The organism is Sphingomonas sp. SFZ2018-12 (assembly GCF_022496715.1).
In the GTDB taxonomy this organism is placed as follows: domain Bacteria; phylum Pseudomonadota; class Alphaproteobacteria; order Sphingomonadales; family Sphingomonadaceae; genus Sphingomonas.
The window spans coordinates 23,275-45,906 of record NZ_WTFM01000005.1 but is presented as its reverse complement, the minus strand read 5'-3'; the positions used below and the strand labels follow the sequence as shown (position 1 = coordinate 45,906).

The window sequence follows — 22,632 nt, the reverse complement described above, 5'->3', positions numbered from 1 at the left end:
GACGCATCTGGGTCCTCTCTGATGGCGGCCCGTCTGTGCAGGGCTCACTAGGACAAGACGCAATCGGGCGCGAAAGCCGAACCGGACGGGGGAAAATTTAGTCGTTCAGCGGCGCGTCAGCCAGATCGCGTCGTCGCGCGACCGCGCCTCCACGCCGAAACCAGCTTCCAGCGCCCCAATGAACGCGCGTGTGTCCTCCGCCCTGAACGCGCCGCTGATCCGCACCGTTGCCGTCGCGTCGTCGACGATGCGCAACGGGCGCGCGGCATAGCGGTTGAACTCGGCCACCGCCTCGCCGAGCGGCTGGTCGCGGAAGACCAGCAGCCCGCTGCGCCAGCTTTCGATCGGTGCCGGATCGGCGATGCGGCTGACATCGACGCGGTCGGGGGTGGCAACCAGCAGCTGGCTCGGCGCAAGCGCGACGCTTGGCGCGACGTTGCGGTTGTGCGCCGCACCCGGCTGATCGACGCGCACCCTGCCCTCGATCAGCATGACTTCCAGCCTGCCGCGATCGATCCGCACGTCGAACGCGGTGCCCAGCGCGGTAATCTCGCGTCCGGCGGCAGCGACGACGAAGGGGCGCGCCGGGTTCTTGGCGACGTCGAACCAGGCCTGGCCACGCACCAATTCGACGCGCCGCACCCCGGAAGTATAGGCGACGCGCAATGCGCTCCGCGTGTTCAGCATCACCCGCGTCCCGTCGCCGAGCGTCAGGTTGGCGCGCTGGCCGACGCCTGTCGAATAGGCGCTGCCGGCGGCCGCGGCGATGCTGCGACCTTCGCGATCCGGCTGCATCCCGCCCGGGGCTTCGAACCTGCCCCCCGCCCAGCTGGCCAGGCCGATTGCAATGACCAGCGAAGCGGCGATCGGCACGATTGGCCGCCAGCGGTGCCGGGCGCCCGGCGACACCTCGCGCGCGCGTCCGACCCGCGCCAGCGTCTCGTCGCGCAGCGCGCGCAGCTCGGGCGTTGCGGCATAGTCGCGCGCCCACTGCTCGGCGCGCACCGCACGGTCATAGGCGTTGGCATTCGCCGGCGACTCCGCACGCCAGCGATTGAAACGGGCGACCAGCGCCGGTCGCGCCGCGTCGCCCAGCCGCGCCCGCCAGCGCGCTGCCGCCAGTTCGATGTCGGGGGGCGCAGGATCAGTGATGGCGCCAGTCCTCGAGCTGCGCCTGAAGGTGGCGCAGCGCGCGTGCGTAGTGCTTTTCCGCCGCGCGCTTCGAAATGCCCAACGCCGACGCCACGTCCGCCATGCGATATTCCTCGAACAACCTGAGGACGAAGACGTCGCGGGTACGCTGCGGCAATTCGCGCAGCGCGGCCTGGACGCGCATCAATCCTTCCCGTCCCACCAAGACGCGCAGCGGCGAAAAATCCGCACTTTCCAGTTCGATTCCGTCGATTTCGACATGGCGCGACACCTCGCGCACCGCCGCGCGCCGCGCCCGGTCGCGCAGCACGTTGGCGGCGATCACGAACAGGAAACGGTCGGGCGCGTCGATCGCGCGCAGGTCGGGCATCCGCGCGAGGCGCAGGAAAACGTCCTGGACGAGGTCGGCGATGTCGGCCTCCGCCTCCACCCGGCGACGGAAATAGCGAGCGAGCGGTGCCGAAAAGCGCGCGACGAGCGCGTCGAGCTCGGCCGGCCCCGCCGAAGCCGGCACGTGCACGCCGGCGGGCGGCGAATTGATCTTGCGTCCATCGCTCACCCCGCCTTGTGACCATATCGGCCGGCGGGGCGCAAGCGGGCCGCACAGACGGCGCTACAGGTCGGGCAGCTGCTGGGCGGCGTGGCCCCAGCCCCTGAGCGAAGGTGCCGCCGCGCGCTCGACCAGTTGCGCGGCATCGGCGATCGACCATCGCGCGGACGATGCGATCGCGTCCAGCTCGCCCCAGTCGACCGGCACCGCGACGGGCGCGCCCGGTCGCGCCCGCGCCGAATAGGGCAGCACCGCAGTCGCCCCGCGCTGATTGCGCAGCCAGTCGATGAAGATGCGCCCGCGCCGCTTGGCCTTGCGCATCGTCGCGACGAAGCGGTCGGGTTCGGCCAGCGCCATCGCCTCCGCGAAACGTCGCGCAAAGTCCTTGTGCGCGACCCAGTCATGCCCCGGGGTCAGCGGCACGACGACATGCACCCCCTTGCCGCCCGATAGCATCGCGAAGCTCTGGAGACCGAGGTCGTCCAGCCGGTGACGCAGGTCGGCGGCGGCGCGCTTCACGTCGGCAAAATCGAGTTCCTCGTCGGGATCGAGGTCGAGCACCAGCCGGTCTGGCGCCTCGACATCGTCGACGCGCGATCCCCAGCCGTGAAACTCGATCGTCCCCATCTGCACGCACTGCAGGATGCCGGCCGCATCCTCGACATACAGATAGTCCTCGTTGCCGCCGTCCTTCTCGCGGATCGCGACATGATGGACCGCGTCGCCCATGCCGCCGCCGTCATGCTTCTGGAAAAAGCACTGCTTGGCGCGGCCCTGTGGACAGCGGACCAAGCTGACCGGCCGGTGCGCGAGATGCGCGAGCATCAGCGGCGAGACCGCCGCGTAATAGTTGGCGAGGTCGCCCTTGGTCTGGCCACTTTCGGGAAAGATCACCCGGTCGCGACTGGAAATGCGGACGCCCGCCGCCGGTGCGGGCGCCCCGCGCGCGCGTTCCGGGCCGACCTCTGTGGCCGGGCGGTCGCCGCGCAGACCGACGAAGCTGGCATGGCGCACCCGCCCCTCGCCGGTGAATTCGGCAAACGCCACCTCCGCGACCAGCTCGGGCGTGACCCATTGCGCGCCGCGCTGCTCGGCGGCCGCCACGTCCAGCGGCGCGGTCTTGCGCGCCAGACGTTTGAGCCTGCGGGCGAGATCGGCCTGCGCATCGGCATCGAACCCGGTCCCCACCTTGCCCTTGTAGACCAGCGCATCGTCCTCCCGCTGGGCGAGCAGCAGCGACGCGAACGGCCGCCCCTTGGCGCGTGAGGGCGACCAGCCGACGATCACGAATTCCTGGCGGCGGGTGCATTTGATCTTGACCCAGTTCATCGTGCGGGCCGACCGGTACGGCGCGTCGATCCGCTTGGCGATGATCCCTTCCTGCCCGGCCGCGCACATCGCGTCGAACAGTCGCTCGCCCGCGCCGATGACATGGTCGGCGACATGGACGAGTGGTGCCGCATCGCCGAGCAGCGCCGCAAGCCGCTCCTTGCGCGCGATGGTGGGCAGTGCGGTCAGATCCGCACCGTCCAGCGCCAGCAGGTCGAAGGCATGCAGGTCGAGGCGGTGGCGCGCACCTTGTTCGCCGTGCCCCCGCTTGAGCATCGCCTGCAACGCCGAAAAGCTTGGGTTGCCGTCAGGCCCCGGCGCGGTGATCTCGCCATCGATCAGGCACGGCGGCAGGTCGAGCGCGGCGATCACGGCGACGAGCGGCGCGAACTTGTCGGTCCAGTCCAGGCCGTTCCGGGTATAGATGCGTACGGCCGACCCGGCGGCAGCCACCAGCGCGCGATAGCCGTCGAACTTGATCTCGTGCAGCCAGTCATTGCCGGTGGGGACCGCGTCGACAAGCGTCGCGAGCTGGGGCTTGCGGAACGCGGGCGGACGCGCCGGGCGGCGCGCGCGCGGGCTGGCCTTTGCGGCACGCGCATTGTGCCGCGCGGCCTTGGTCATCTCCGCAGCGAAGGCATCGCCCGACTTGCCGGCGAGCGCGCGCTCGCCACCCGTATCGGCGGCAATTTCCGCCATCGAGCGCCCGGTCAGGACACTGGTCAGGCACCGGTCGATCAGGTCGCCGCGCGCGCCCGTATGGTCATCGCCGATCTTGCGGAGCAGCCAGTTCTCGCGCTTCTCGCCGGGCTTGCCGCGCATCCGGACCAGCAGCCACTCGCCCTTCATCCGCTCGCCGTCGAGGCGGAAGTGCAGGTGACCCTTGTCGAGATCGTCCGCCGTCTTGCCCTCGACAGGCGCCCAGCTCCCCCGGTCCCACAGCATCACCGTCCCGCCGCCATATTCGCGTTTGGGGATGACCCCCTCAAACTCGGCATAGCTGAGCGGATGATCCTCGGTCCGCACCGCAAGCCGCTTGTCGGCCGGATCGAGCGAGGGCCCTGCCGTCACCGCCCAGCTTTTGAGGACGCCATCCTTCTCCAGCCGCAGGTCCCAGTGCAGCCGGGTCGCATCATGCTTCTGGACGATGAAACGGTTGCCACCCGGCTTCCCAACCTTGCCGGCAGGCTCGGCGGTCGCCTTGAAATCACGCCGCCGACGATATTCGGCCAGCGGATCGGTCCTCCCCGGCATGTTCAGGCGCGCTTGCGCGCCGCGGCTTTGGCGGCGGGCTTCTTGGCGGCGGATTTCTTCGCGGATGGCTTGGCCCCGGAGGCGCGCGCGGCCGGTTTGCCCCCGTCCACCGACGCCTTGAGCGCGGCCATCAGGTCGATGACGTTCGACTTGCCCGCGGGCGCGGCGGGCTCATCGACATCCTCCAGCACCCTCTTGCCCTTGGCCTTGGCCTTCTTGTCGATCAGCCGGTGGAGCGCGTCGACATAACGGTTGTGATAGTCGGCGGCGTCGAACGTCCCGCTCTTCTTCTCGATCAGCGACGTTGCGAGGTCGAGCAGGTCGGGGTCGGGCTTCGCGTTGCCGATGTCCGCGAAAAAGCCCGTCGCGCGATTGACCTCGTCGGCGTAGCGCAGCGTCTCGAGGATCATGCCGCGACCGCACGGTTTCAGGCTGACCAGATATTCCTGCCCACGCACCGCCAGCTGCCCCACCCCGACCTTGCGCGTCGCGCGCAACGCGTCGCGCAGCACGACATAGGCTTCCTCCGCCAGGTCGTCGGCAGGGACGACATAATAGGGCTTCTCGTAATAAAGAACGTCGATCGCATCGGCATCGACGAACTGGACGAGCTCGAGGGTGCGTTTGGAGTCGAGCTTCACCGCCTCGATCTCGGCATCGTCGAGCAGCACATAGCTGCCACGCGACACCTCATAGCCCTTGATGATCTCGTCTCGGTCGATCGGGCCGACGCCCGGCACCACCTTCTCGTATTTGACCGGCTTGCCCGACGGCTCGTGGATCTGGCGAAAGCTGACCGACGCGCCCGAACGGGTCGCCGCATAGATTTCGACCGGGATCGAAACCAGCGCCAACCGGATCTGTCCCCGCCAATAGGCTCGTGCCGCCATCACCTGCTCCAAATGACCTTGCTGGGAAAGCGCGGCGGGGCGGGGATTGTTCCGGCCCGGCATCCGATCTTCGGCCCGGACGTGACGGACGCACCCGCCCGGCGGATTGGCGCGTTGAGTGGCGCTCGGCTAGACAGGATCGCGATGCCCCTCTTTGCTGCCCTTTGCGCCGGATGATCCCGGCACCCCCGCCGCACGCGATCGGCGCGATCCTGCTGACTGCGGCGATGTTCTACGGCTTCATCTCGGGCCGGGTGCGGGTGGAGATCATCTCGCTGCTCACGATCAGCGCAATCGCGCTGGGGCTCTATCTGCTGCCGCTCCCGGGGCAGGTTCCGACCGACGGACTGAAACTCGCTTTCGAGGGCTTCGGGCATTACGCGCTCGTCACCATCTGTGCGCTGATGGTGCTCGGGCGCGGCCTTGTCACGACGGGTGCGCTGGAACCGGTGTCGCGCCTGCTGACGCGGGTGTGGCAGTTCAATCACCGGATCGGCCTGCTGGTCACGCTGGCGCTCGCATTCGGCATGAGCATGGTGGTGAACGACACCCCGGTGCTCGTCCTGCTGTTGCCGATCATTGCGTCGATCGCGGCCAATGGCGGCATGCCGGCGTCGAAAACGCTGATCCCGGTCAACAGCGCCGTCCTGATCGGCGGCATGTCGACGACGATCGGCACGTCGACCAATCTGCTCGTGGTGTCGATCGCGGGCGATCTCGGCCTGCCGCGCATGACCGTGTTTCACTTCACCCCGATCGTGATGATGGCTGCGGTCGTCGCGCTGCCGTTTGTCTGGCTGGTGATGCCGCGCCTGCTGCCCGATCACTCGACCGCCGCCGGGCACGAGCCGCGTGCGTTCACCGCGACCCTCCGGCTGGGCGATCCGTCGGCCTCGCGCGAACGCACGCGCGAGGCGCTGGCCGAGCGGCTTCCCGCCGGGCTGGAGATTCTGAGCCTGCCCGATGCCGACGGGCGGATGCGGGTGCGCGGATCGCACGCAATGCTCGAGGAGGCGATGCGCGTGCTGGGCGCGACCGCCGCACCGGCCTGGCTGATGGAGCGGCTGAAACGCGGTTATGCCAGCAGCGGTGAGGACCTGACCGTCGCCGAACTGTCGATCAGCCGCGATTCGGCGCTGGTCGGCAAGAGCGTGGTGTCGGCCAACGTCGCCGAGCTCTATAATCTTGCGATCCTCGGCGTGCACCGCGCACGCCGGCCGTGGCAGGGCCGCTGGGACACCAGCGATGCCGGCGACAGCGCCTTTGCGGAGGGCGACATCCTGCTCGTCGCGGGCGCGCTGCCCAACATCCAGCAGATGTCGGCCGGTGAAAACGCGCTGATGCTCGACGGCGCCAAGGAGCTGCCGCGCACGGCAAAGGCGCCGCTGGCGCTCGCCATCATGGCGGCAGCGGTCGTTCCCGCCAGCATCGGCCTGATCCCGATCGCAATTTCGGCGCTGGGCGGCGCGATCGCGATGCTGGTCACCGGCTGCGTGCGCTTCGACCGCATCGGCCGCGCGCTGTCGGCCAAGGTGATCGTGCTGGTCGCCGCCAGCATCGCGATCGGCCGGATCATCCTGGAAAGCGGGGCGGCCGCGTGGCTGAGCCAGCTGATCGCCCTCGGTCTCCAGTTCCTGCCCGCTGCCGGCGTGCTCGCGGCGGTGATGCTGTTCGTGACGCTGCTGACCAACTTCGCGTCGAACACGACCGCGGCTGCGGTCGGAACCCCGATCGCGTTCAGCCTGGGCGAGCAGCTCGGCATTCCGGTCGAGCCGCTGGTGCTGGCGGTGCTGTTCGGCTGCAACCTGTGCTATGCGACCCCGGTCGCCTATCAGACCAACATGCTGATCATGTCGGCGGGCGACTACACCTTTTCCGACTATACCCGCACCGGGCTGCCGCTGGTCGCGATCATGATCGTGACGCTGTCTGCGCTGCTCGTCCTCCGCTACGGGCTCTACTGACCGCGCGACCAGGCACGGCGGGCGTTGACCAGCCCGAGCAGCGCCTGCGCCCGGACCGACAGCTCCGCCCGCTCGGCCTCGGACAATCCGTTGGCGAGATATCGGTCCTCCAGCCCGGCCACCGCCCGCGCCTCGCGACGTAGGCCACGCGCCTCGCGCCGGTCGAGCTGGCCGGCGCGGCGGCCGTCACGAATGTCGCTGCGCGCTTCGGCCAGCAGCGGCCGCACGCTCGGGACCACCGGGGCGGGTTCGCGATCCCCGTCGTCGCCGCCGCCGTCCCAGATTTGCGCACTAGCGGGCGTCGCCGCCAGCAGCCCGATCGCCAGCATCATCACGGCACGCATGGCCCGCTCCCCTGCCCGTCCTGTGTTTCCGGAAAATGGCTGCCTGTGCCTGTATCGCCGATGAACCGGGCATCGGCGCGGCACAGCGGCTTTCGCGGCGGCGCGACACGGCCTAGGGGGGCGCGATGCACGGCTGGATCATCCTCGACAAACCGCTCGGCCTCGGCTCGACACAGGGCGTCAGCGCGGTCAAGCGCGCGCTGCGCACCGCGGGTCTGGGCAAGGCAAAGGTCGGGCATGGCGGAACGCTCGACCCGCTGGCGACCGGCGTGCTGCCGATCGCGATCGGCGAAGCCACCAAGCTCGCCGGGCGGATGCTCGACAGCGACAAGGCATATGACTTCACGATCCGCTTCGGGGCGGAGACCGACACCCTCGACCTGGAGGGCAAGGTCGTGTCGGAGAGCCCAGGCCGCCCGACATCGGCAGAGATTTTGGCGGTGCTGCCCGACTTCACCGGCCCGATCGACCAGGTGCCGCCCGCCTACTCCGCGCTGAAGGTCGACGGCGAACGCGCCTACGACCTCGCCCGCGCCGGCGAGACGGTCACGCTCGCGACGCGCCGCATCACGGTGCACGCGCTACGAATCCTCCCCGAGCTGGCTCGGGGAGGGGGACCGCGCCCGCAGGGCGTAGCGGAGGGGCAGAGACCAAATGATCCGCCTGCGGCTGCCCCCCTCCACCAGCCTGCGGCTGGTCCCCCTCCCCGTGCCGGGGAGGATCTGGAAGAAATCACCCTCACCGCCCATGTGTCGAAAGGCACCTATATCCGCAGCCTGGCCCGCGACATTGCACGGGCACTCGGCACGGTGGGCCATGTCACGATGCTGCGGCGGACGCGGGCGGGGCCGTTCGGGCTGGAAGGCGCGATTTCGCTGGACAAATTGGCCGATGCTGCTAATGCCCGCGCCCTTGAAGACGTGATCCTGCCGTTGAGGGCGGGGCTGGACGACATCCCGGCTCTACCCCTCACCCCCGATCAGGCAGGGCTGCTCCGCCAGGGGCGGGTCTTGGTCGGGATCGCCGCTGACGATGGCCTCTGCTTTGCCGAGCTGGACACGGTTCCGGTCGCGCTCGTGGAGGTTTCGGACGGGATCGTCCGGGTCGTGCGCGGCTTCAACCTCTGACGTGAAAGGACGACGATGTCGATTACGCAAGAGCGCAAGGAAGCGCTGATCACCGAACATGGCCGCGAAAGCGGCGACACCGGCAGCCCCGAAGTGCAGGTCGCGATCCTGACCGAACGGATCCAGAACCTGACCGAGCATTTCAAGACGCACGCCAAGGACAATCACTCGCGCCGCGGCCTGCTGATGCTGGTCAACAAGCGTCGCGCGCTGCTCGACTATCTGCGCAAGAAGGACGAGAGCCGCTATACGGCCCTCATCGCGAAGCTCGGGCTTCGCAAGTAGTTTCGAAGGGCGCCTCCGGGCGCCCTTCTGTTATTCCCGGTAACCAATCGGGAAGTTCGAAGGGGCGCAATCCGGTTGCCCCTTCACCGAGCCACGAACGGCTCCCCAAACGGGTCCGATGGGCGGACCCACTCTAGAGGCCCCCGTTGCATTGGGCAGCGGGAGTGAAGGAAACGAAATGTTCGACAAGAAAACCGTATCGATCGAGTGGGGAGGCAAGACCCTCACCCTCGAAACGGGCAAGGTTGCCCGTCAGGCCGACGGCGCCATCATGGCGACCCTCGGCGAAACCGTTGTGCTCTGCGCCGTCACGGCCGCCAAGAGCGTGAAGGACGGGCAGGATTTCTTCCCGCTCACCGTCCATTATCAGGAAAAATACTCGGCCGCCGGGCGCATTCCGGGCGGCTTCTTCAAGCGTGAGCGCGGCGCGACGGAAAAGGAGACGCTGGTCTCCCGCCTGATCGACCGGCCGATCCGCCCGCTGTTCCCCGAAGGCTTCTACAACGAGATCAACGCCATCGCTCAGGTGCTGAGCTATGACGGCGAGAACGAGCCCGACGTGCTGGCGATGGTCGCCGCGTCGGCCGCGCTCACCATCTCGGGCGTGCCCTTCATGGGCCCGATCGGCGCGGCGCGCATCGGTTACCTGAATGGCGAGTACATCCTGAACCCGACCGACGAGCAGGTCGCGGAAGGCGAGCTCGATCTGGTCGTCGCCGCGACCTATGACGCGGTGATGATGGTCGAATCCGAAGCCAAGGAGCTGTCGGAAGAGGTCATGCTCGGCGCCGTGCTGTTCGCGCACGACGCCTGCCGCGAAGTCATCAAGGCGATCGTCAAGCTGGCCGAACAGGCCGCCAAGGATCCGTGGGAAATGGCGTCGTCGGACGACAATGCCGCGATCAAGGACAAGCTGAAGAAGCTGATCGGCAAGGACATCGCCGCAGCGTACAAGCTGACCGACAAGTCGGCGCGCTCGAACGCGCTCAACGAGGCGCGTGCAAAAGCGAAGGCGCAGTTCGTCGAGGACGGCCTTGATCCGCAGGCGGTGATGGCCGGCATCAAGCTGACCAAGAAGCTGGAAGCCGAAATCGTCCGGGGTGACATCCTCAAGACCGGCAAGCGCATCGACGGTCGCACCACGACCCAGATCCGCCCGATCGTCGCGGAAACCCATTTCCTGCCGCGTGCGCATGGCTCCGCCCTGTTCACCCGCGGCGAGACCCAGACGATCGCGACCTGCACCTTGGGCACCAAGGATGCGGAGCAGATGATCGATGGCCTGGGCGGCCTGCGCTACGAACATTTCATGCTGCACTACAACTTCCCGCCCTATTCGGTCGGTGAAGTCGGCCGCTTCGGTGCGCCGGGGCGTCGTGAAGTCGGGCATGGCAAGCTCGCCTGGCGCGCGCTGCACCCGGTGCTGCCGACCAAGGAGGAGTTCCCCTACACCATCCGCCTGACCAGCGACATCACCGAGTCCAACGGCTCGTCGTCGATGGCGTCGGTCTGCGGCGGGTCGCTCGCCATGATGGACGCCGGCGTGCCGATCAAGCGCCCGGTCAGCGGCATCGCGATGGGCCTGATCCTGGAGGGCAAGGATTTCGCGATCCTGTCCGACATCCTGGGTGACGAGGACCATCTGGGCGACATGGATTTCAAGGTGGCCGGCACGTCCGAAGGCATCACCACGATGCAGATGGACATCAAGATCGCCGGGATCACCCGCGAGATCTTCGAAAAGGCGCTGGCGCAGGCCAAGGATGGCCGCGCGCACATCCTGAACGAGATGAGCAAGGCGCTCGGCGAGGTCCGCTCGGAACTCTCCGCGCACGCCCCGCGCATCGAGACGATCACGATCGACAAGTCGAAGATCCGCGACGTCATCGGCACGGGCGGCAAGGTCATTCGCGAGATCGTCGCGACGACCGGTGCGAAGGTCGACATCGACGACGAGGGCGTCATCAAGATCAGCTCGTCCGACGTCAGCCAGATCGAGGCCGCGAAGAACTGGATCCTCGGCATCGTCGAGGAGCCCGAGGTCGGCAAGGTCTATTCGGGCAAGGTCGTGAACCTCGTCGATTTCGGCGCCTTCGTGAACTTCATGGGCGGCCGTGACGGCCTGGTCCATGTGTCCGAAATCCGCAACGAACGCGTCGAGAAGGTCGCCGACGTCCTGTCCGAAGGACAGGAGGTCAAGGTCAAGGTGCTGGAGATCGATCAGCGCGGCAAGGTCCGCTTGTCGATGCGCGTCGTCGATCAGGAAACCGGTGCCGAGCTGGAAGACACGCGCCCGGCCCGCGAACCGCGCGAGCCGCGTGAACCGCGCGGGGACCGTCCCGATCGCGGCGATCGCCGTCGCGACGGCGGCGGCGGGCGCGATCGCGGCCCGCGCCGCGATCGCGGTGACCGGCCGCGCCGCGACGAAGCGGCCAAGGACGAGGGCGGCGACGAGATCGGCCTGCCGTCGTTCATCACCGAAAGCTGATCGGAATCGCCGCACGGCGATGCCAACCGGCGCTGGATCGGGCCCGCTTCGGCGGGCCCTTTTCATTTCGGCCGCGAGGTAGATCGGTTTTGAATGATATTGCATTTACGCAATGATCGCCGTAGCTTACGCTTGTCGAAACGGCCTGGATACTCCGGCTTCGGAACGAAAAGGGCCGAACGGCAATGACGCCTTCCCGCACCGACGGTCCGCGCCGTCATTGGATCGAACGCTTGCCCATCGCGCGCGACCGGCCCTGGCTGGCGCTGGCGGCAACGCTCGCGATGGCGGCGGCCGCGCTGCTGCTGCGCATCATGCTCGACCCCCTGCTGCCGGGCGGCTTTCCGTTCCTGACCTTCTTTCCGGCAGTGATCATCACCGCGGCCTTGTTCGGGGCGCGGTTCGGCGGGCTTTCGGCGCTGCTGTGCGGAGCGGCATCCTGGTGGTTCTTCCTTGCGCCCGACAATGGCTGGACCGTCAACCGCGGTGCCGCGCTTGCCTTTCTCCTCTACGTGCTGGTCGTCGGGACCGAGCTGACGATCATCCATCTCCTGCAACGCGCCAACGCCAATCTAGCCCGCGAACGCGAGGTGAGCCGCTCGCTCGCCCAGACCAGCGAACTCCTGTTCCGCGAACTGCAGCACCGCGTGTCCAACAACCTTCAGGTCGCCGCCGGGCTGCTGATGCTTCAGAAGCGGCACATCGTCGATGCGCAGGCGCGCGCCGCGCTGGACGAGGCGACTCGCCGGCTCGCCGTCATCGGACGGATCAGCCGTCAGCTCTACAATCCGGACGGGAATGCCCGGGGGATGCGCGCTTTCCTCGAGGAGCTCTGCCGCGACGTGATCGAGGCCAGCGGCCGGCGTGACATCGTTTTGCGGGTGAATGCCGAACATGACCAGCCGCTTGCCCCCGACGCGGCGATTCCGCTGGCGCTGATCGTCGCCGAATCGGTGTCCAACGCGATCGAACACGGCTTTGCCGGGCGCGACGCCGGCATCATCGACGTCGAACTGACGCGCGACGCGGAGGGCCGCGTCTGCGTCGAGGTCCGCGATGACGGCCATGGCCTGCCCGAGACCTTCGATCTTGAGGACAGCGACAGCCTGGGCCTGCGCATCGCGCGCATGCTCGCCGGCCAGTTGAGCGGCCAGTTCGCCCTGCTCCGCGGATCGGGCACGATCGCGCGCCTGGTGCTGCCCGCCTGACCCGGCGGGCCGGGCGACATCGATCAGAAGATGTGCGTGGCCGGACGGCGCGTCGCGGCAAGGTGCCGGGGGTTCTGTTGCCCGGCCCCCCGGCGGCCGCTGGAATCCACTTCTGTTGCCCGGTGTGGCCCGACCGCGCTTTTGTCTGACTAACCTAGACCGTTAGGTCTTGGGTTAGGCCGCAATCGCGAGTGCTTCGTTATCGTTAGCACTTGTGTGATGGGCCGTTGCGGTGGTCCCATTCCGAGCGAAAACAGCGCCTTTCAACACACGTCGATCCTGGTTCGGCCCCGTCAGCTGAGCCGCTCGGCCGGCACGCTTTACGCGTACTGGCCAACCGGCTCACCTGGTGGAGCCGCCGGGTACTGCCCCCGGGTCCGCTGCGTCTATTTCACGCCGCAGTTTATCGCCATAGCCGGGCGAACCCGGCACCGTCGGATATAGGCGCTTCGGGAAAATAGGAAAGAGGCGCGCTTTCGCCTTTTCGTTGCCGCATTGCCCTGATTATAGGGAATGCATGCTTACCCAGCGTTCCCGGTATGCACTTCGTGCCATGATCTTCCTTGCGGGCCAGCCGGCGGGCGGCACCCCCGTGCCAATGAACCGGATTGCGGAGGCCGCGAACGTACCGCGCAAGTTCCTCGAGCTGATCCTGGCCGATCTGCGCGAGGCGGGGTTCCTGCACAGCTTTCGCGGCAAGGCCGGGGGCTATTGCCTGGCGCGTCCGGTCCACCTGATCTCGCTCGGCGAAATCATCCGGGTGATCGAGGGGCCGTTGGCGCTCGTCCCATGTGTCAGCCGGACGGCCTATCGCCCGTGCAAGGACTGTCGCGACGAGGCGACCTGCGCGATCCGTCATGCCATGGCGCGCGTGCGCGACGAAACCGCGCGCATCCTCGACGGCACCAGCCTCGCCGACACGCTGGCGGAGGATCTCGCCGCGGCCTGACGCTTCAGGCGCCCGGCCGCTTCTTCAGCTCGTCGCGGATCTCGCGCAGCAGCACGACGTCTGCCGGATCGGCGGCGGGTGCCGCTTCCTCGGCCTTGTGGACCGCGGCGATCGCGCGGTTGACGAAGCGGATCAGCAGGAACACCAGAAAGGCGAGGATCAGGAAGTTGATCACCACGCTCACGAACGCGCCATAGCCGAACAACGGGACACCCGCTTCCTTCAGCGCGGCATAATTGGTCGGCGATCCGGTGTAGCTCGCCGGGATCGGGCCGAGCCGGACAAAAAAGCCCGAAAAGTCGAGTCCGCCGAAGACCGCCCCGATGACCGGCAGGATCAGGTCGTCGGTCAGCGATTTGGTGATCGTCGCGAATGCGCCGCCGATGATGACGCCCACCGCCAGGTCGAGCACGTTGCCGCGCGCGATGAAGGTCCGAAATTCCTGCAACATGGCTCTAGCCTCCCTGCCGGGCCGTTGATGGCCCCGATTTTCCTTCGCGCGCAAATACTGGTCCGCTAGAAGGGCGATCGACAAGGGGTCGATGGAGGGTTTGATGCGATTTCGCGCGATGACGGTCCTGTTTGCAGCGGTGCTGCTGTCCGCCTGCGGCCTGAACAGCGTGCCCACCGCCGAGGAGAACGCCAAGGCGAAGTGGGGCGAGGTGGAGAACCAGTATCAGCGCCGCGCCGACCTGATCCCCAATCTGGTCGCGACGGTGAAGGGGTTCGCCGCGCAGGAGGAGCGCGTCCTGACCCAGGTGACCGAGGCACGCTCGCGCGCCACGTCGATCAACATCACCACCGACGACCTGTCCGATCCGGCGACGTTCGAACGGTTCAATGCCGCGCAGAACCAGCTGACCCAGGCGCTGGGCCAGCTGCGCACCGTGGTGGAGAATTATCCGCAGCTCACCTCGAACCAGAATTTCCTGGCGCTGCAGTCGCAGCTGGAGGGCACCGAGAACCGCATCACCATCGCCCGGCGCGATTATAACGAGGCGGTACAGGCATATAACACGCGCATCCGCACCTTTCCCGACGCGATCGGTGCACGGATCTTCTACGGCGCGAAGCCGCTGACGCCGTTCAAGGCGACAACGCCGGGGGCGGACACCGCGCCGCCGGTCGACCGCCTTTTGAACAACGCCAACTGAGCGGCAAATGGGATCCGGTCTATGACCCTGCGCCGGCTAATCGCCGGCCTTTGGCTGATGCTGCTGGTGGCGGTGATGCCGGCGGCGGCGCAGACCTTTCCGAAGCTGACCGGTCGGGTGGTCGACGCGGCCAACTTGCTTGACGCGGACCAGAAAGCCCGACTGAGCGCGCTGTCGGCAGAAATCGAGCAGGCCTCGTCGCGCCAGTTCGTGGTCGCGACCGTGCCCAGCCTTGAGGACTATCCGATCGAGGAATATGGCTACCGCCTCGGTCGCGCGTGGCAGATTGGCCAGGGCGAGGCGAACAACGGCATCATCCTGCTGATCGCCCCCAATGAGCGCAAGGTGCGAATCGAGGTCGGCTACGGCCTGGAACCGGTCATGACCGACGCCTTGGCCAGCGTCATCATCAATCAGACGATCCTGCCGCGCTTCAAGGCCGGCGACCTGCCCGGCGGCATCCTTGCGGGTGCGGAGGCGATCGGCGAACAGATGCGCCTGCCGCTCGAAGTCGCCGAGCAACGCGCGGTACAGCAGACCACACGGGCACAGTCGTCGCGCAAGCGCGACGGCATTCCCGTCGCGCTGATCTTCTGGGGCGTGGTGCTGATCTTCATCGTCCTGCCCATCCTGTTCGGCGGCCCGCGTGGTCGGCGCTATCGCCGCGGCGGCGCGCCGGTGGTGATCTGGGGACCCGGCTGGGGCGGCGGATCGTCTTGGGGCGGCGGGTCGTCCCCGGGCAGATCATGGAGCGGCGGATCGTCCTGGGACAGCGGCGGCGGCTTTTCGGGCGGCGGCGGATCGTTCGGTGGCGGCGGCGCATCGGGGGGATGGTGATGGCGGGGATCGTCTTTTCGGACACCGACCATGCACGGGTCACGCACGCGGTTGCGGAGGCCGAACATGGCACGGACGGCGAGATCGTGACGATCGTGACGCCGCGGTCGGACGAATATCATGACGTCGCCCTGCACTTCGCGGTCGCCGCGATGCTGCTCGTTCCCGCGCTGCTCGCCGCCGCCCCCGCGCTGCTGGCGCGCAAGCTTGCGCTGTTCGGCGGCGGCTGGGATGCGGGCGCGGACCTGGCGCTGCTGCTGGTCGGCGTGTTCGTCCTTCAGGCTGTCGTCTTCCTGTTCGTGCGGTACGGGCTCGCGTGGCGGCGGCTGCGGATCCGGATCGCGCCCTTGTCGACCCGCGAGCGCCGGGTACGCCGGCGCGCCATCCAGTTCTTCAAGGCGGGCGCGGAGAAGCGCACGCGGCAGCGCGTCGGCATCCTCCTGTTCCTGTCGCTCGATGAACGCATCGCCGAGATCGTCGCGGACGAAGCGATCCATTCCAGGGTCGCACCCGAAATCTGGGGCGAGGCGATGGCGGCGCTGGTCGACCGCGTGCGCGCTGGTGACGCGGCGGGCGGGATGGTGGCGGCGGTCACGCGGATCGGCGCGGTGCTGGCCGAACATTTCCCCAAGACCGCCGACGACGTGAACGAGCTGCCCGACCGGCTGATCGAGCTATGACCCTGCCCCCCGACCATGACGCCCCGGTCGAGACGATGTGGGAAGGCCGCTACATCGTCGCGAAGAAGCGGGGGCGGTGGGAATATGTCGCACGTGCCCGCGGCATCCGCGCGGCGGTGATCCTGGCGGTCGAGGATGGCCATGTCCTGCTGGTCGAGCAATATCGCGTGCCGCTCGGCCGGGCTTGCCTGGAATTGCCGGCCGGGCTGATCGGCGACGAGACGGAGGGCGAGGACGCGCTCGCCTCCGCCGCGCGCGAGCTGGAGGAGGAGACGGGGTGGCGTCCGGCGCACGTCGAATCGCTGGGCCAGTTCCATTCGTCGCCGGGCATGGTGTCCGAAAGCTTCACGCTGGTCCGCGCGACGGGCCTGACCCGCGTGTCCGACGGCGGCGGCGTCGCGGGCGAGGGGATTACCCCCTATCGCGTCGCGCTCGACGCGCTGCCGGCCTTCATCGCCGCGCGCCGCGCGGCCGGGGTAGCGGTCGACGTCAGGCTGATGCTGCTGCTCGCCGACGCGCTCCTGCCGCTGCCCTAGCGGAAATTGTCGGCATAGGCCTGGAGCTTGAGCTTGCGCGCGGGAGCGGGCACGACCCGATAGGCGATCCCTTCGCGCTCGGCATAGGCGGTCGCGGCTTCCACCGTCGGAAAGCTCAGCCGCAGCTGGTTGCGAGTGTCGCCCGATCCCGCCCATCCGGTCAACGGATCGGGCCGCTGCCCTTCGGCCGCGTCGAATTCCAGCATCCAGCGGTCGGTATTGGCGCGGCCGGACTGCATCGCGTTCTTGGGGCGCTGATAGATGCGGGCGGTGGGCAAGGTACACTCCGTAAATGGCAGTTCGCCGGGTGATCTAGCGCGATCCGCCGCGCCGTGCATCCGCATTCTTGGTGCGCAGCGTCGCGGTGGCGGCGGCCGGATCGTCGGGCCACGGATGCCGGGGATAGCGGCCGCGCATCTCCTTTGCCACCGCCGCCCAGCTGCCCGCCCAGAATGCGGGCAGGTCGCGCGTAGTCTGGATGGCGCGCCCGGCCGGCGAGGTCAGGCTGAGCACCAGCGGGACGCGGCCCTGCGCGACCGCCGGATGGACCGAGAGCCCGAACAGGCTCTGCACGCGCAGTTCGACGCGCGGCCCCCCTTCAGCGGCATAGTCGATCGCGTGGCTCGACCCGGCGGGCGTTTCAAATCGTGCGGGGGCGAGGCGCTGAATTGCCTGAACCGCGTCCCAGCCGAGCAGCCCCTCGATTGCCTGGGTGAGCGCACCCGGGTCGATCGTGTCGAGCCGGCGCTTGCCCGCAAGCAGCGGCGCGAGCCATTCGTCGAGCCGCGCAAGCAGCGCGGCGTCGTCGAGCGCGACATCCGCACCGCCATGCGCGGCGGCAAAAGCGGCACGGATACGCAGCGCGCGCGCCGTGTCGTTCCAGGGCAGCAGGTCGAGGCCATGGTTGCGCACGCCGTCGAGCAACGCCGCCTCGATCGCGGCGGGCGTCGCCGCGCTGTCGGGTCCGCTTGCCAGCCGGATCGTGCCCAGCCGGCGGGCGCGCGTCGCGGTGACGCCCCCGGTCGCGGGATCGAAGCGCACCTCGCGCACCACTTCGATCCGGTCGCCGAACATCGCCTCGACCGTCTCGATCGTCAGCGGCACGGCCGACAGGATGCGCGCGCCCGCCGCCATCCCCTGCGTTTCGGCCACCGCCAGCCATTCGCTGCGCGCCAGGCTGCTGGCCGGATCGAGCCGGAAGCCGCGCCCGCCGACCGACGCCCAATGCTCGCCGCTCGCGTCGCGGCGTCGCGCGACGCGGTCTGGATAAGCGAGCGCGACACAGATGGCAGGCGCATCTAGCCCCCTCCCCATTTGGGGAGAGGGTTGGGAGAGGGGCTGGCGAGGGTTGCGCTCTCCCCCCGGGGGGAGAGGGAGTTTTGACCAGCGTTGGGCAAGCTTGCGGGCGCTTTCGGCGCGCGCACCGCGTTCGCTGCGCCAGCGTTTCAGGCGCAGGTCGAGATCGGGGTCGTTGCCGCCCAGCCCGCGCTCGCCCAATAGCACCGCAATCTCGGCCGCGGTCTGCCCGAGACCAAGCTCGGCGGCGCGCACCAGCATATGGCCCAAACGCGGGCTGAGCGGCAGCGCGGCGATCGCACGGCCATGCGCGGTCGGGCGACCATCATTATCGATGGCGTCGAGCGCAATCAGCCGCGCACGCGCCTCCGCGATCGCGGCATCCGGCGGCGGATCGATCCAGCGCAGGTCGCGCGGATCGCCGACCCCCCAGATCGCGCAATCGAGCGTGAGCGCCGACAGGTCGGCCTCGAGGATCTCGGGCGGGTCATAGGCGGGCAGGCCGGCGGTCGCCGCGGCCTCCCACAAGCGATAGGCGATGCCCGGCCCCTGGCGCGCGGCACGCCCGGCGCGCTGGGTGACCGCGGCCTGGCTGGCGCGTTCGGTGACCAGCCGCGTCATTCCGGCCGCGCGGTCATAACGCGGGCGGCGCGCCAGCCCGGCATCGACGACGATACGGATGCCGTCCAGCGTGAGCGACGTTTCGGCGATCGACGTCGCCAGCACCACCTTGCGCCGACCATCGGGGTCGGGCGCGATCGCGGCGCGCTGGGCGGCGGGATCGACCTGGCCATGCAGGAGGTGGAGGATCAGGCCGGGGCCAATCGGCTCGAGCCGTTCCGCGGTCCGTTCGATCTCCGCCACGCCGGGCAGGAAGGCGAGCACCCCGCCCTCGCCCTCCCCCAGCGCCTGACGAATCGCGGCGGCGACCGACTGGTCGATCCGGGTTTCCGCGTCGCGGCCCATGTGGCGCAGTTCGAGCGGATGGCTGCGCCCCTCGCTTTCGATGACGGGGGCATCGTCCATCAACCGGGCGAAGCGCGCCCCATCGAGCGTCGCCGACATCGCGACGATCCGCAGCTCGGGCCGCAGCCCCGATTGCGCATCGAGGGCGAGCGCCAGGCCGAAATCGCTGTCGAGGCTGCGTTCGTGCACCTCGTCGAACAGCACCGCCGCTACGCCGGGCAGATCGGGGTCAGCCTGGATACGGCGGACGAAAATGCCCTCGGTCATCACGGTCACGCGCGTTGCCGCCGACCGCTTGCTGTCGAGCCGTGTCGCATAGCCATAGGTCCGCCCGACCGGCTCGCCCGCCAGCGCGGCCATGCGCTCGGCCGCCGCGCGCGCGGCGATGCGGCGGGGTGAGAGCAACAGAACTTCGCCGTCGCACCAGGGCTGATCGAGCAGCGCGGGGGCAACCGCCGTCGTCTTGCCCGCGCCCGGCGGGGCGACGAGCACTGCGCTCGACCGCTCGCGCAAGGCGCCGAGCAGCTGCGGCAGCACCGCGAAAATCGGCAGGTCGGCGCTCATGCGGGCGAGCGAAGGTGCGGAAGTTGCCGACTGTGCACGCCTTCGCATCGACCCCCGCGCCAGCGCATGGCGCGCGCGGAAACAGGAAGGGCGGCAGGACAACGCATGCGGCGGAGGATCGCAGAAAAGCGGCGGCTAGGACAGCGATGCACGTTGCGTGCTAACGTCCGGAATGGTGGGCGCTGACGGGCTCGAACCGCCGACCCTCTCGGTGTAAACGAGATGCTCTACCAACTGAGCTAAGCGCCCGGCGACGGTGGCGATAGGCGAGTGGATCGGGCGGAGCAAGCCCACGCGCGCGCTAACCGACCAACGGCAGGCCCTGGCGGATCAGCGCGGCGAAATAGCTGCGCATCGCCGCGCTGGCCGACGTGCCGAGCGCGATGAAGATGCGGCGCTTGTCAAAAGGATCGGCGGTGCGCACGAACAGGCCGCGCGCGGTCATCGACGTGATCCAGCGCAGTGCGGTGGTCGGCGGCACGGCGGCGGCGATGCACAGGCTGGACACCGACACCTGGCCGCGATCGAGTTCGGCAGCATAGAGATCGAGCAGCATGTCCCAGGCAGGGTCGGCGAACAGCGTCGCGTCGAAATGCTGGTCGCGCAGCCGGCGCGCGCGGATGATGCGGCGGACAAGCGCGGAATTGACGGTGACCGGCGCGCCGGCGCCCGTCCGGGGCGGCCCCGGATCGTAAGCGAGTTCCCGGTCGCCGAGCGCCCCCGGCGCCTCGCGGCCCGCGGTCAGCCGTGCCAGCACCTGGGCGATCCGCGCCACTTCCTCGTCGATACGGCGCAGGCGTTCGGCTTCGCTGTCGTCGCCCTGTTCGCGGACATGGCCGTCACCGCCCGAGGTCGCGCGCAGGAACTCCGCCTCGGTCGGATCGCACAGGAAGCGGACGTCATCGCGGGTCACGCCCGCGACGACCGCGTCGACCTGGTCGAAAGTCAGCAGGACGAGCACCGGAACTGCGGGGTCGATCGCGTCGACAGTGGCGAGCAGCGCGTCGACCTCATCGCGGACGCATCCCGCGACATCGGCGACGACCAGCCGCGCGTCGTCGGGGACCTGTTCGCCCGGACCGATCATCGTGGCGGGCGCGCGCCCGGCCGCGCCGAACTGCGTGCCGAGCAGGGCCGCGCGCGCCGGCACGGCGATCAGCGCGAACGGCAGCGGACCGACCGGGTCGAGACGTTGATCGAACGGGTTCATCGGCCGGGCACGATCCGCATCAGTCGAGCGACTTCACGATTTCCTCGACCATCTTCTTGGCATCCGCCAGCAGCATCATCGTGTTGTCGCGATAGAAAACCTCGTTGTCGACGCCGGCATAGCCGACGCCGCCCATGCTGCGCTTGATGAACAGCACGGTCTTCGCCTTCTCGACATCGAGAATCGGCATCCCGTAGATCGGCGAGGACTTGTCGGTCTTGGCCGCCGGGTTGGTCACGTCGTTGGCGCCGATGACGAATGCGATGTCGGTCTGGCTGAACTCCGAATTGATGTCCTCCAGCTCGAACACCTCGTCATAGGGCACATTGGCCTCGGCGAGCAGCACGTTCATGTGGCCCGGCATGCGGCCGGCGACCGGGTGAATCGCGTATTTGACGCGGACGCCATGCTCCTTGAGCTTGTCGGTCATCTCGCGCAGCGTATGCTGCGCCTGCGCCACCGCCATGCCATAGCCGGGGACGATGATGACCTGTTCGGCCTGGCTCATCAGGAAGGCGGCATCCTCCGCCGATCCGCGCTTCCACGGGCGGTCGACCGCCGCGGCCGCGCCCCCGCCGCTGTCGGTCGCACCGAAGCCGCCGGCGATGACGCTGATGAAGCTGCGGTTCATCGCGGTGCACATGATGTAGGACAGGATCGCGCCCGACGATCCGACCAGCGCGCCGGTGATGATCATCGCGGTGTTGCCGAGCGTGAAGCCCATCGCTGCCGCCGCCCAGCCCGAATAGCTGTTGAGCATCGACACGACCACCGGCATGTCCGCGCCGCCGATCGGGATGATCAGCAGGAAGCCGATCGCAAAGGACAGGATGGCGATCCACCAGAAGAGCTGGCCACCGCCCGATGCCGCCCCGTTGCTGAGCGCGAATGCCGCGATCATGCCGAGGATGGCGAGCAGGGTGCCCAGGTTGATGACGTGGCGGCCGGGCAGCAGGATCGGCTTGCCGCTCATGTTGCCGTTCAATTTCAGGAACGCGATGACCGAGCCGCTGAAGGTGATCGCGCCGATCGCGACGCCGAGGCCCAACTCGATGCGGCTGACCGCCAGGATGTCGCCATTGGCATCGACAATGCCGAAGGCGTCCGGGTTCAGATAGGCGGCGGCACCGACCAGCACCGCGGCCAGGCCGACCAGGCTGTGGAAGCCGGCGACCAGCTGGGGCATGTCGGTCATCTGGATGCGGCGTGCGGCGGCGATGCCGATCGCGCCACCGACGGCGATGGCGCCGAGGATTTCGGGCAGGCTGGCGATGCTGTGCGTGACCAGCGTCGTCACCACCGCGATCGCCATGCCGATCATGCCGAAGCGGTTGCCCGTCCGGCTCGTCTGGGGGCTCGACAAACCACGCAGCGCCAGGATGAACAGGACGCCCGCGACCAGGTAGGCCAGGGCTACCCAGGGATTGACGGGTGCGGCTTCATGCATCGAACTCATTCCCCCCAAAACGTCGCCCCAGCGAAGGCTGGGGCCTTAGGCCATTTTCCGCGCCGCTATTGGCAAGAGATCCCGGCCTTCGCCGGGATGACGATTAATGTTTGGCCGCGGGCCGCTCCTTTTTCTTGTACATGCCCAGCATCCGTTCAGTGACCGCGAAGCCGCCGAAGATGTTGATGCTGGCCAGCACCACCGCCAGCAGGCCGAGCCACTTCGCGACCAGCGACCCCGCGGCGGCGCTGGCGACCAGCGCGCCGACGATGATGACCGACGAGATTGCGTTGGTCACCGCCATCAATGGCGTGTGCAGCGCGGGCGTCACCGACCAGACGACATAATAGCCGACGAAACAGGCCATGACGAAGATCGACAGGATCGAGATGAAGTCCATGG

Annotated in this window: 21 protein-coding genes, 1 tRNA gene and 1 other RNA gene; 10 read left to right on the top strand and 13 right to left on the bottom strand. The window is 68.4% G+C overall.

All coding sequences use genetic code 11. The features are described from left to right. Window positions 1-105: 105 nt before the first annotated feature. The 4 genes from GO308_RS15545 to GO308_RS15530 all read right to left on the bottom strand — a co-directional run bounded on the left by GO308_RS15545 (window position 106) and on the right by GO308_RS15530 (window position 5,175). The gene (locus GO308_RS15545) at window positions 106-1,005 is read right to left on the bottom strand and encodes a FecR domain-containing protein (protein WP_240886087.1); all 900 of its coding nucleotides are present in this window, start codon (window positions 1,003-1,005) and stop codon (window positions 106-108) included. 139 nt (window positions 1,006-1,144) lie between these two features. After that, window positions 1,145-1,711: a sigma-70 family RNA polymerase sigma factor gene (locus tag GO308_RS15540; protein WP_231727495.1), complete on the bottom strand. Its 567-nt coding sequence runs from the start codon at window positions 1,709-1,711 to the stop codon at window positions 1,145-1,147. Window positions 1,712-1,765: 54 nt separating this feature from the next. Beyond that, window positions 1,766-4,285, bottom strand: coding sequence for a DNA ligase D (gene ligD / locus GO308_RS15535; protein WP_240886086.1), 2,520 nt, complete (start codon window positions 4,283-4,285; stop codon window positions 1,766-1,768). A 2-nt stretch (window positions 4,286-4,287) separates the two neighbouring features. Next, complete coding sequence (locus GO308_RS15530) at window positions 4,288-5,175, bottom strand: Ku protein (RefSeq protein ID WP_066479085.1); 888 nt, start codon at window positions 5,173-5,175, stop codon at window positions 4,288-4,290. Between the two features lie 173 nt (window positions 5,176-5,348). Here GO308_RS15530 and GO308_RS15525 point away from each other — a divergent pair, with 173 nt between their 5' ends. Further along, window positions 5,349-7,139 (top strand): SLC13 family permease, encoded by a 1,791-nt coding sequence (locus tag GO308_RS15525; RefSeq protein ID WP_240886085.1) that lies wholly within the window; start codon window positions 5,349-5,351, stop codon window positions 7,137-7,139. Here GO308_RS15525 and GO308_RS15520 read toward each other — a convergent pair. Beyond that, window positions 7,133-7,483 carry a hypothetical protein gene (locus GO308_RS15520; RefSeq protein WP_240886084.1) on the bottom strand — a complete coding sequence of 117 codons (351 nt, stop codon included), beginning with the start codon at window positions 7,481-7,483 and terminating at the stop codon, window positions 7,133-7,135. The two genes, GO308_RS15525 and GO308_RS15520, sit on opposite strands and share 7 nt — an antisense overlap. A 125-nt stretch (window positions 7,484-7,608) precedes the next feature. On the opposite strand from GO308_RS15520, the gene truB reads away from it, so the two are divergent. The 4 genes from truB to GO308_RS15500 all read left to right on the top strand — a co-directional run bounded on the left by truB (window position 7,609) and on the right by GO308_RS15500 (window position 12,591). After that, entirely contained in the window at window positions 7,609-8,610 is a 1,002-nt protein-coding gene (gene truB, locus GO308_RS15515) for a tRNA pseudouridine(55) synthase TruB (RefSeq protein ID WP_240886083.1), read from the top strand. A gap of 15 nt (window positions 8,611-8,625) precedes the next feature. Continuing rightward, entirely contained in the window at window positions 8,626-8,895 is a 270-nt protein-coding gene (rpsO, locus tag GO308_RS15510; RefSeq protein ID WP_066479010.1) for a 30S ribosomal protein S15, read from the top strand. A 178-nt stretch (window positions 8,896-9,073) separates the two neighbouring features. Next, the gene (gene pnp / locus GO308_RS15505; protein WP_240886082.1) at window positions 9,074-11,383 is read left to right on the top strand and encodes a polyribonucleotide nucleotidyltransferase; all 2,310 of its coding nucleotides are present in this window, start codon (window positions 9,074-9,076) and stop codon (window positions 11,381-11,383) included. A 185-nt stretch (window positions 11,384-11,568) separates the two neighbouring features. Continuing rightward, window positions 11,569-12,591 (top strand): histidine kinase dimerization/phosphoacceptor domain -containing protein, encoded by a 1,023-nt coding sequence (locus GO308_RS15500; RefSeq protein WP_240886081.1) that lies wholly within the window; start codon window positions 11,569-11,571, stop codon window positions 12,589-12,591. 100 nt (window positions 12,592-12,691) lie between these two features. Here GO308_RS15500 and ssrA read toward each other — a convergent pair. Next, window positions 12,692-13,060: a transfer-messenger RNA gene (gene ssrA / locus GO308_RS15495) on the bottom strand. A gap of 48 nt (window positions 13,061-13,108) precedes the next feature. Here ssrA and GO308_RS15490 point away from each other — a divergent pair. Then, window positions 13,109-13,540, top strand: a complete 432-nt coding sequence (locus tag GO308_RS15490) for an Rrf2 family transcriptional regulator (protein WP_066479029.1) — start codon at window positions 13,109-13,111, stop codon at window positions 13,538-13,540. 4 nt (window positions 13,541-13,544) lie between these two features. Here GO308_RS15490 and mscL read toward each other — a convergent pair whose 3' ends face one another. Beyond that, complete coding sequence (gene mscL / locus GO308_RS15485) at window positions 13,545-13,991, bottom strand: large conductance mechanosensitive channel protein MscL (RefSeq protein ID WP_240886080.1); 447 nt, start codon at window positions 13,989-13,991, stop codon at window positions 13,545-13,547. A 103-nt stretch (window positions 13,992-14,094) separates the two neighbouring features. Between mscL and GO308_RS15480 the strand changes: the two genes are divergently transcribed. From GO308_RS15480 to GO308_RS15465, 4 genes are read left to right on the top strand one after another with little or no spacing between them, the layout of a single operon-like run. Further along, window positions 14,095-14,694, top strand: coding sequence for a LemA family protein (locus GO308_RS15480; RefSeq protein ID WP_240886079.1), 600 nt, complete (start codon window positions 14,095-14,097; stop codon window positions 14,692-14,694). Between the two features lie 21 nt (window positions 14,695-14,715). Continuing rightward, on the top strand, window positions 14,716-15,531 hold the full coding sequence (locus GO308_RS15475; protein WP_240886078.1) for a TPM domain-containing protein: 816 nt from the start codon (window positions 14,716-14,718) through the stop codon (window positions 15,529-15,531). Beyond that, on the top strand, window positions 15,531-16,211 hold the full coding sequence (locus GO308_RS15470) for a TPM domain-containing protein (protein ID WP_240886077.1): 681 nt from the start codon (window positions 15,531-15,533) through the stop codon (window positions 16,209-16,211). Before GO308_RS15475 ends, GO308_RS15470 begins: the two co-directional genes overlap by 1 nt. After that, on the top strand, window positions 16,208-16,747 hold the full coding sequence (locus GO308_RS15465; protein ID WP_240886076.1) for an NUDIX hydrolase: 540 nt from the start codon (window positions 16,208-16,210) through the stop codon (window positions 16,745-16,747). Before GO308_RS15470 ends, GO308_RS15465 begins: the two co-directional genes overlap by 4 nt. Here GO308_RS15465 and GO308_RS15460 read toward each other — a convergent pair. From GO308_RS15460 to GO308_RS15435, 6 genes are all read right to left on the bottom strand, one after another. After that, the gene (locus GO308_RS15460) at window positions 16,744-17,025 is read right to left on the bottom strand and encodes an ETC complex I subunit (RefSeq protein WP_066481649.1); all 282 of its coding nucleotides are present in this window, start codon (window positions 17,023-17,025) and stop codon (window positions 16,744-16,746) included. The two genes, GO308_RS15465 and GO308_RS15460, sit on opposite strands and share 4 nt — an antisense overlap. Window positions 17,026-17,059: 34 nt before the next feature. Continuing rightward, window positions 17,060-19,573 carry an ATP-dependent helicase HrpB gene (gene hrpB / locus GO308_RS15455; RefSeq protein WP_240886075.1) on the bottom strand — a complete coding sequence of 838 codons (2,514 nt, stop codon included), beginning with the start codon at window positions 19,571-19,573 and terminating at the stop codon, window positions 17,060-17,062. Between the two features lie 173 nt (window positions 19,574-19,746). Then, a tRNA-Val gene (locus GO308_RS15450) sits at window positions 19,747-19,822 on the bottom strand. 52 nt (window positions 19,823-19,874) lie between these two features. Then, window positions 19,875-20,783 (bottom strand): MarR family winged helix-turn-helix transcriptional regulator, encoded by a 909-nt coding sequence (locus tag GO308_RS15445; RefSeq protein WP_240886074.1) that lies wholly within the window; start codon window positions 20,781-20,783, stop codon window positions 19,875-19,877. Between the two features lie 19 nt (window positions 20,784-20,802). Continuing rightward, window positions 20,803-22,230: an NAD(P)(+) transhydrogenase (Re/Si-specific) subunit beta gene (locus tag GO308_RS15440; RefSeq protein ID WP_240886073.1), complete on the bottom strand. Its 1,428-nt coding sequence runs from the start codon at window positions 22,228-22,230 to the stop codon at window positions 20,803-20,805. A gap of 103 nt (window positions 22,231-22,333) precedes the next feature. Continuing rightward, window positions 22,334-22,630, bottom strand: a complete 297-nt coding sequence (locus GO308_RS15435) for an NAD(P) transhydrogenase subunit alpha (RefSeq protein ID WP_066481642.1) — start codon at window positions 22,628-22,630, stop codon at window positions 22,334-22,336. Window positions 22,631-22,632: the final 2 nt, after the last annotated feature.

Bases quoted from the DNA above. Each gene is read 5' to 3' on its own strand.
- GO308_RS15465 (WP_240886076.1), top strand. From the start codon at position 16,208: ATGACCCTGCCCCCCGACCATGACGCCCCGGTCGAGACGATGTGGGAA.
- GO308_RS15525 (WP_240886085.1), top strand. From the start codon at position 5,349: ATGATCCCGGCACCCCCGCCGCACGCGATCGGCGCGATCCTGCTGACT.
- GO308_RS15445 (WP_240886074.1), bottom strand. From the start codon at position 20,783: ATGAACCCGTTCGATCAACGTCTCGACCCGGTCGGTCCGCTGCCGTTC.
- GO308_RS15500 (WP_240886081.1), top strand. From the start codon at position 11,569: ATGACGCCTTCCCGCACCGACGGTCCGCGCCGTCATTGGATCGAACGC.
- GO308_RS15520 (WP_240886084.1), bottom strand. From the start codon at position 7,483: ATGCGTGCCGTGATGATGCTGGCGATCGGGCTGCTGGCGGCGACGCCC.
- GO308_RS15530 (WP_066479085.1), bottom strand. From the start codon at position 5,175: ATGGCGGCACGAGCCTATTGGCGGGGACAGATCCGGTTGGCGCTGGTT.
- GO308_RS15490 (WP_066479029.1), top strand. From the start codon at position 13,109: ATGCTTACCCAGCGTTCCCGGTATGCACTTCGTGCCATGATCTTCCTT.
- truB (WP_240886083.1), top strand. From the start codon at position 7,609: ATGCACGGCTGGATCATCCTCGACAAACCGCTCGGCCTCGGCTCGACA.
- hrpB (WP_240886075.1), bottom strand. From the start codon at position 19,573: ATGAGCGCCGACCTGCCGATTTTCGCGGTGCTGCCGCAGCTGCTCGGC.
- ligD (WP_240886086.1), bottom strand. From the start codon at position 4,285: ATGCCGGGGAGGACCGATCCGCTGGCCGAATATCGTCGGCGGCGTGAT.
- pnp (WP_240886082.1), top strand. From the start codon at position 9,074: ATGTTCGACAAGAAAACCGTATCGATCGAGTGGGGAGGCAAGACCCTC.
- mscL (WP_240886080.1), bottom strand. From the start codon at position 13,991: ATGTTGCAGGAATTTCGGACCTTCATCGCGCGCGGCAACGTGCTCGAC.
- GO308_RS15475 (WP_240886078.1), top strand. From the start codon at position 14,716: ATGACCCTGCGCCGGCTAATCGCCGGCCTTTGGCTGATGCTGCTGGTG.
- GO308_RS15480 (WP_240886079.1), top strand. From the start codon at position 14,095: ATGCGATTTCGCGCGATGACGGTCCTGTTTGCAGCGGTGCTGCTGTCC.
- GO308_RS15435 (WP_066481642.1), bottom strand. From the start codon at position 22,630: ATGGACTTCATCTCGATCCTGTCGATCTTCGTCATGGCCTGTTTCGTC.
- GO308_RS15470 (WP_240886077.1), top strand. From the start codon at position 15,531: ATGGCGGGGATCGTCTTTTCGGACACCGACCATGCACGGGTCACGCAC.
- rpsO (WP_066479010.1), top strand. From the start codon at position 8,626: ATGTCGATTACGCAAGAGCGCAAGGAAGCGCTGATCACCGAACATGGC.
- GO308_RS15440 (WP_240886073.1), bottom strand. From the start codon at position 22,230: ATGCATGAAGCCGCACCCGTCAATCCCTGGGTAGCCCTGGCCTACCTG.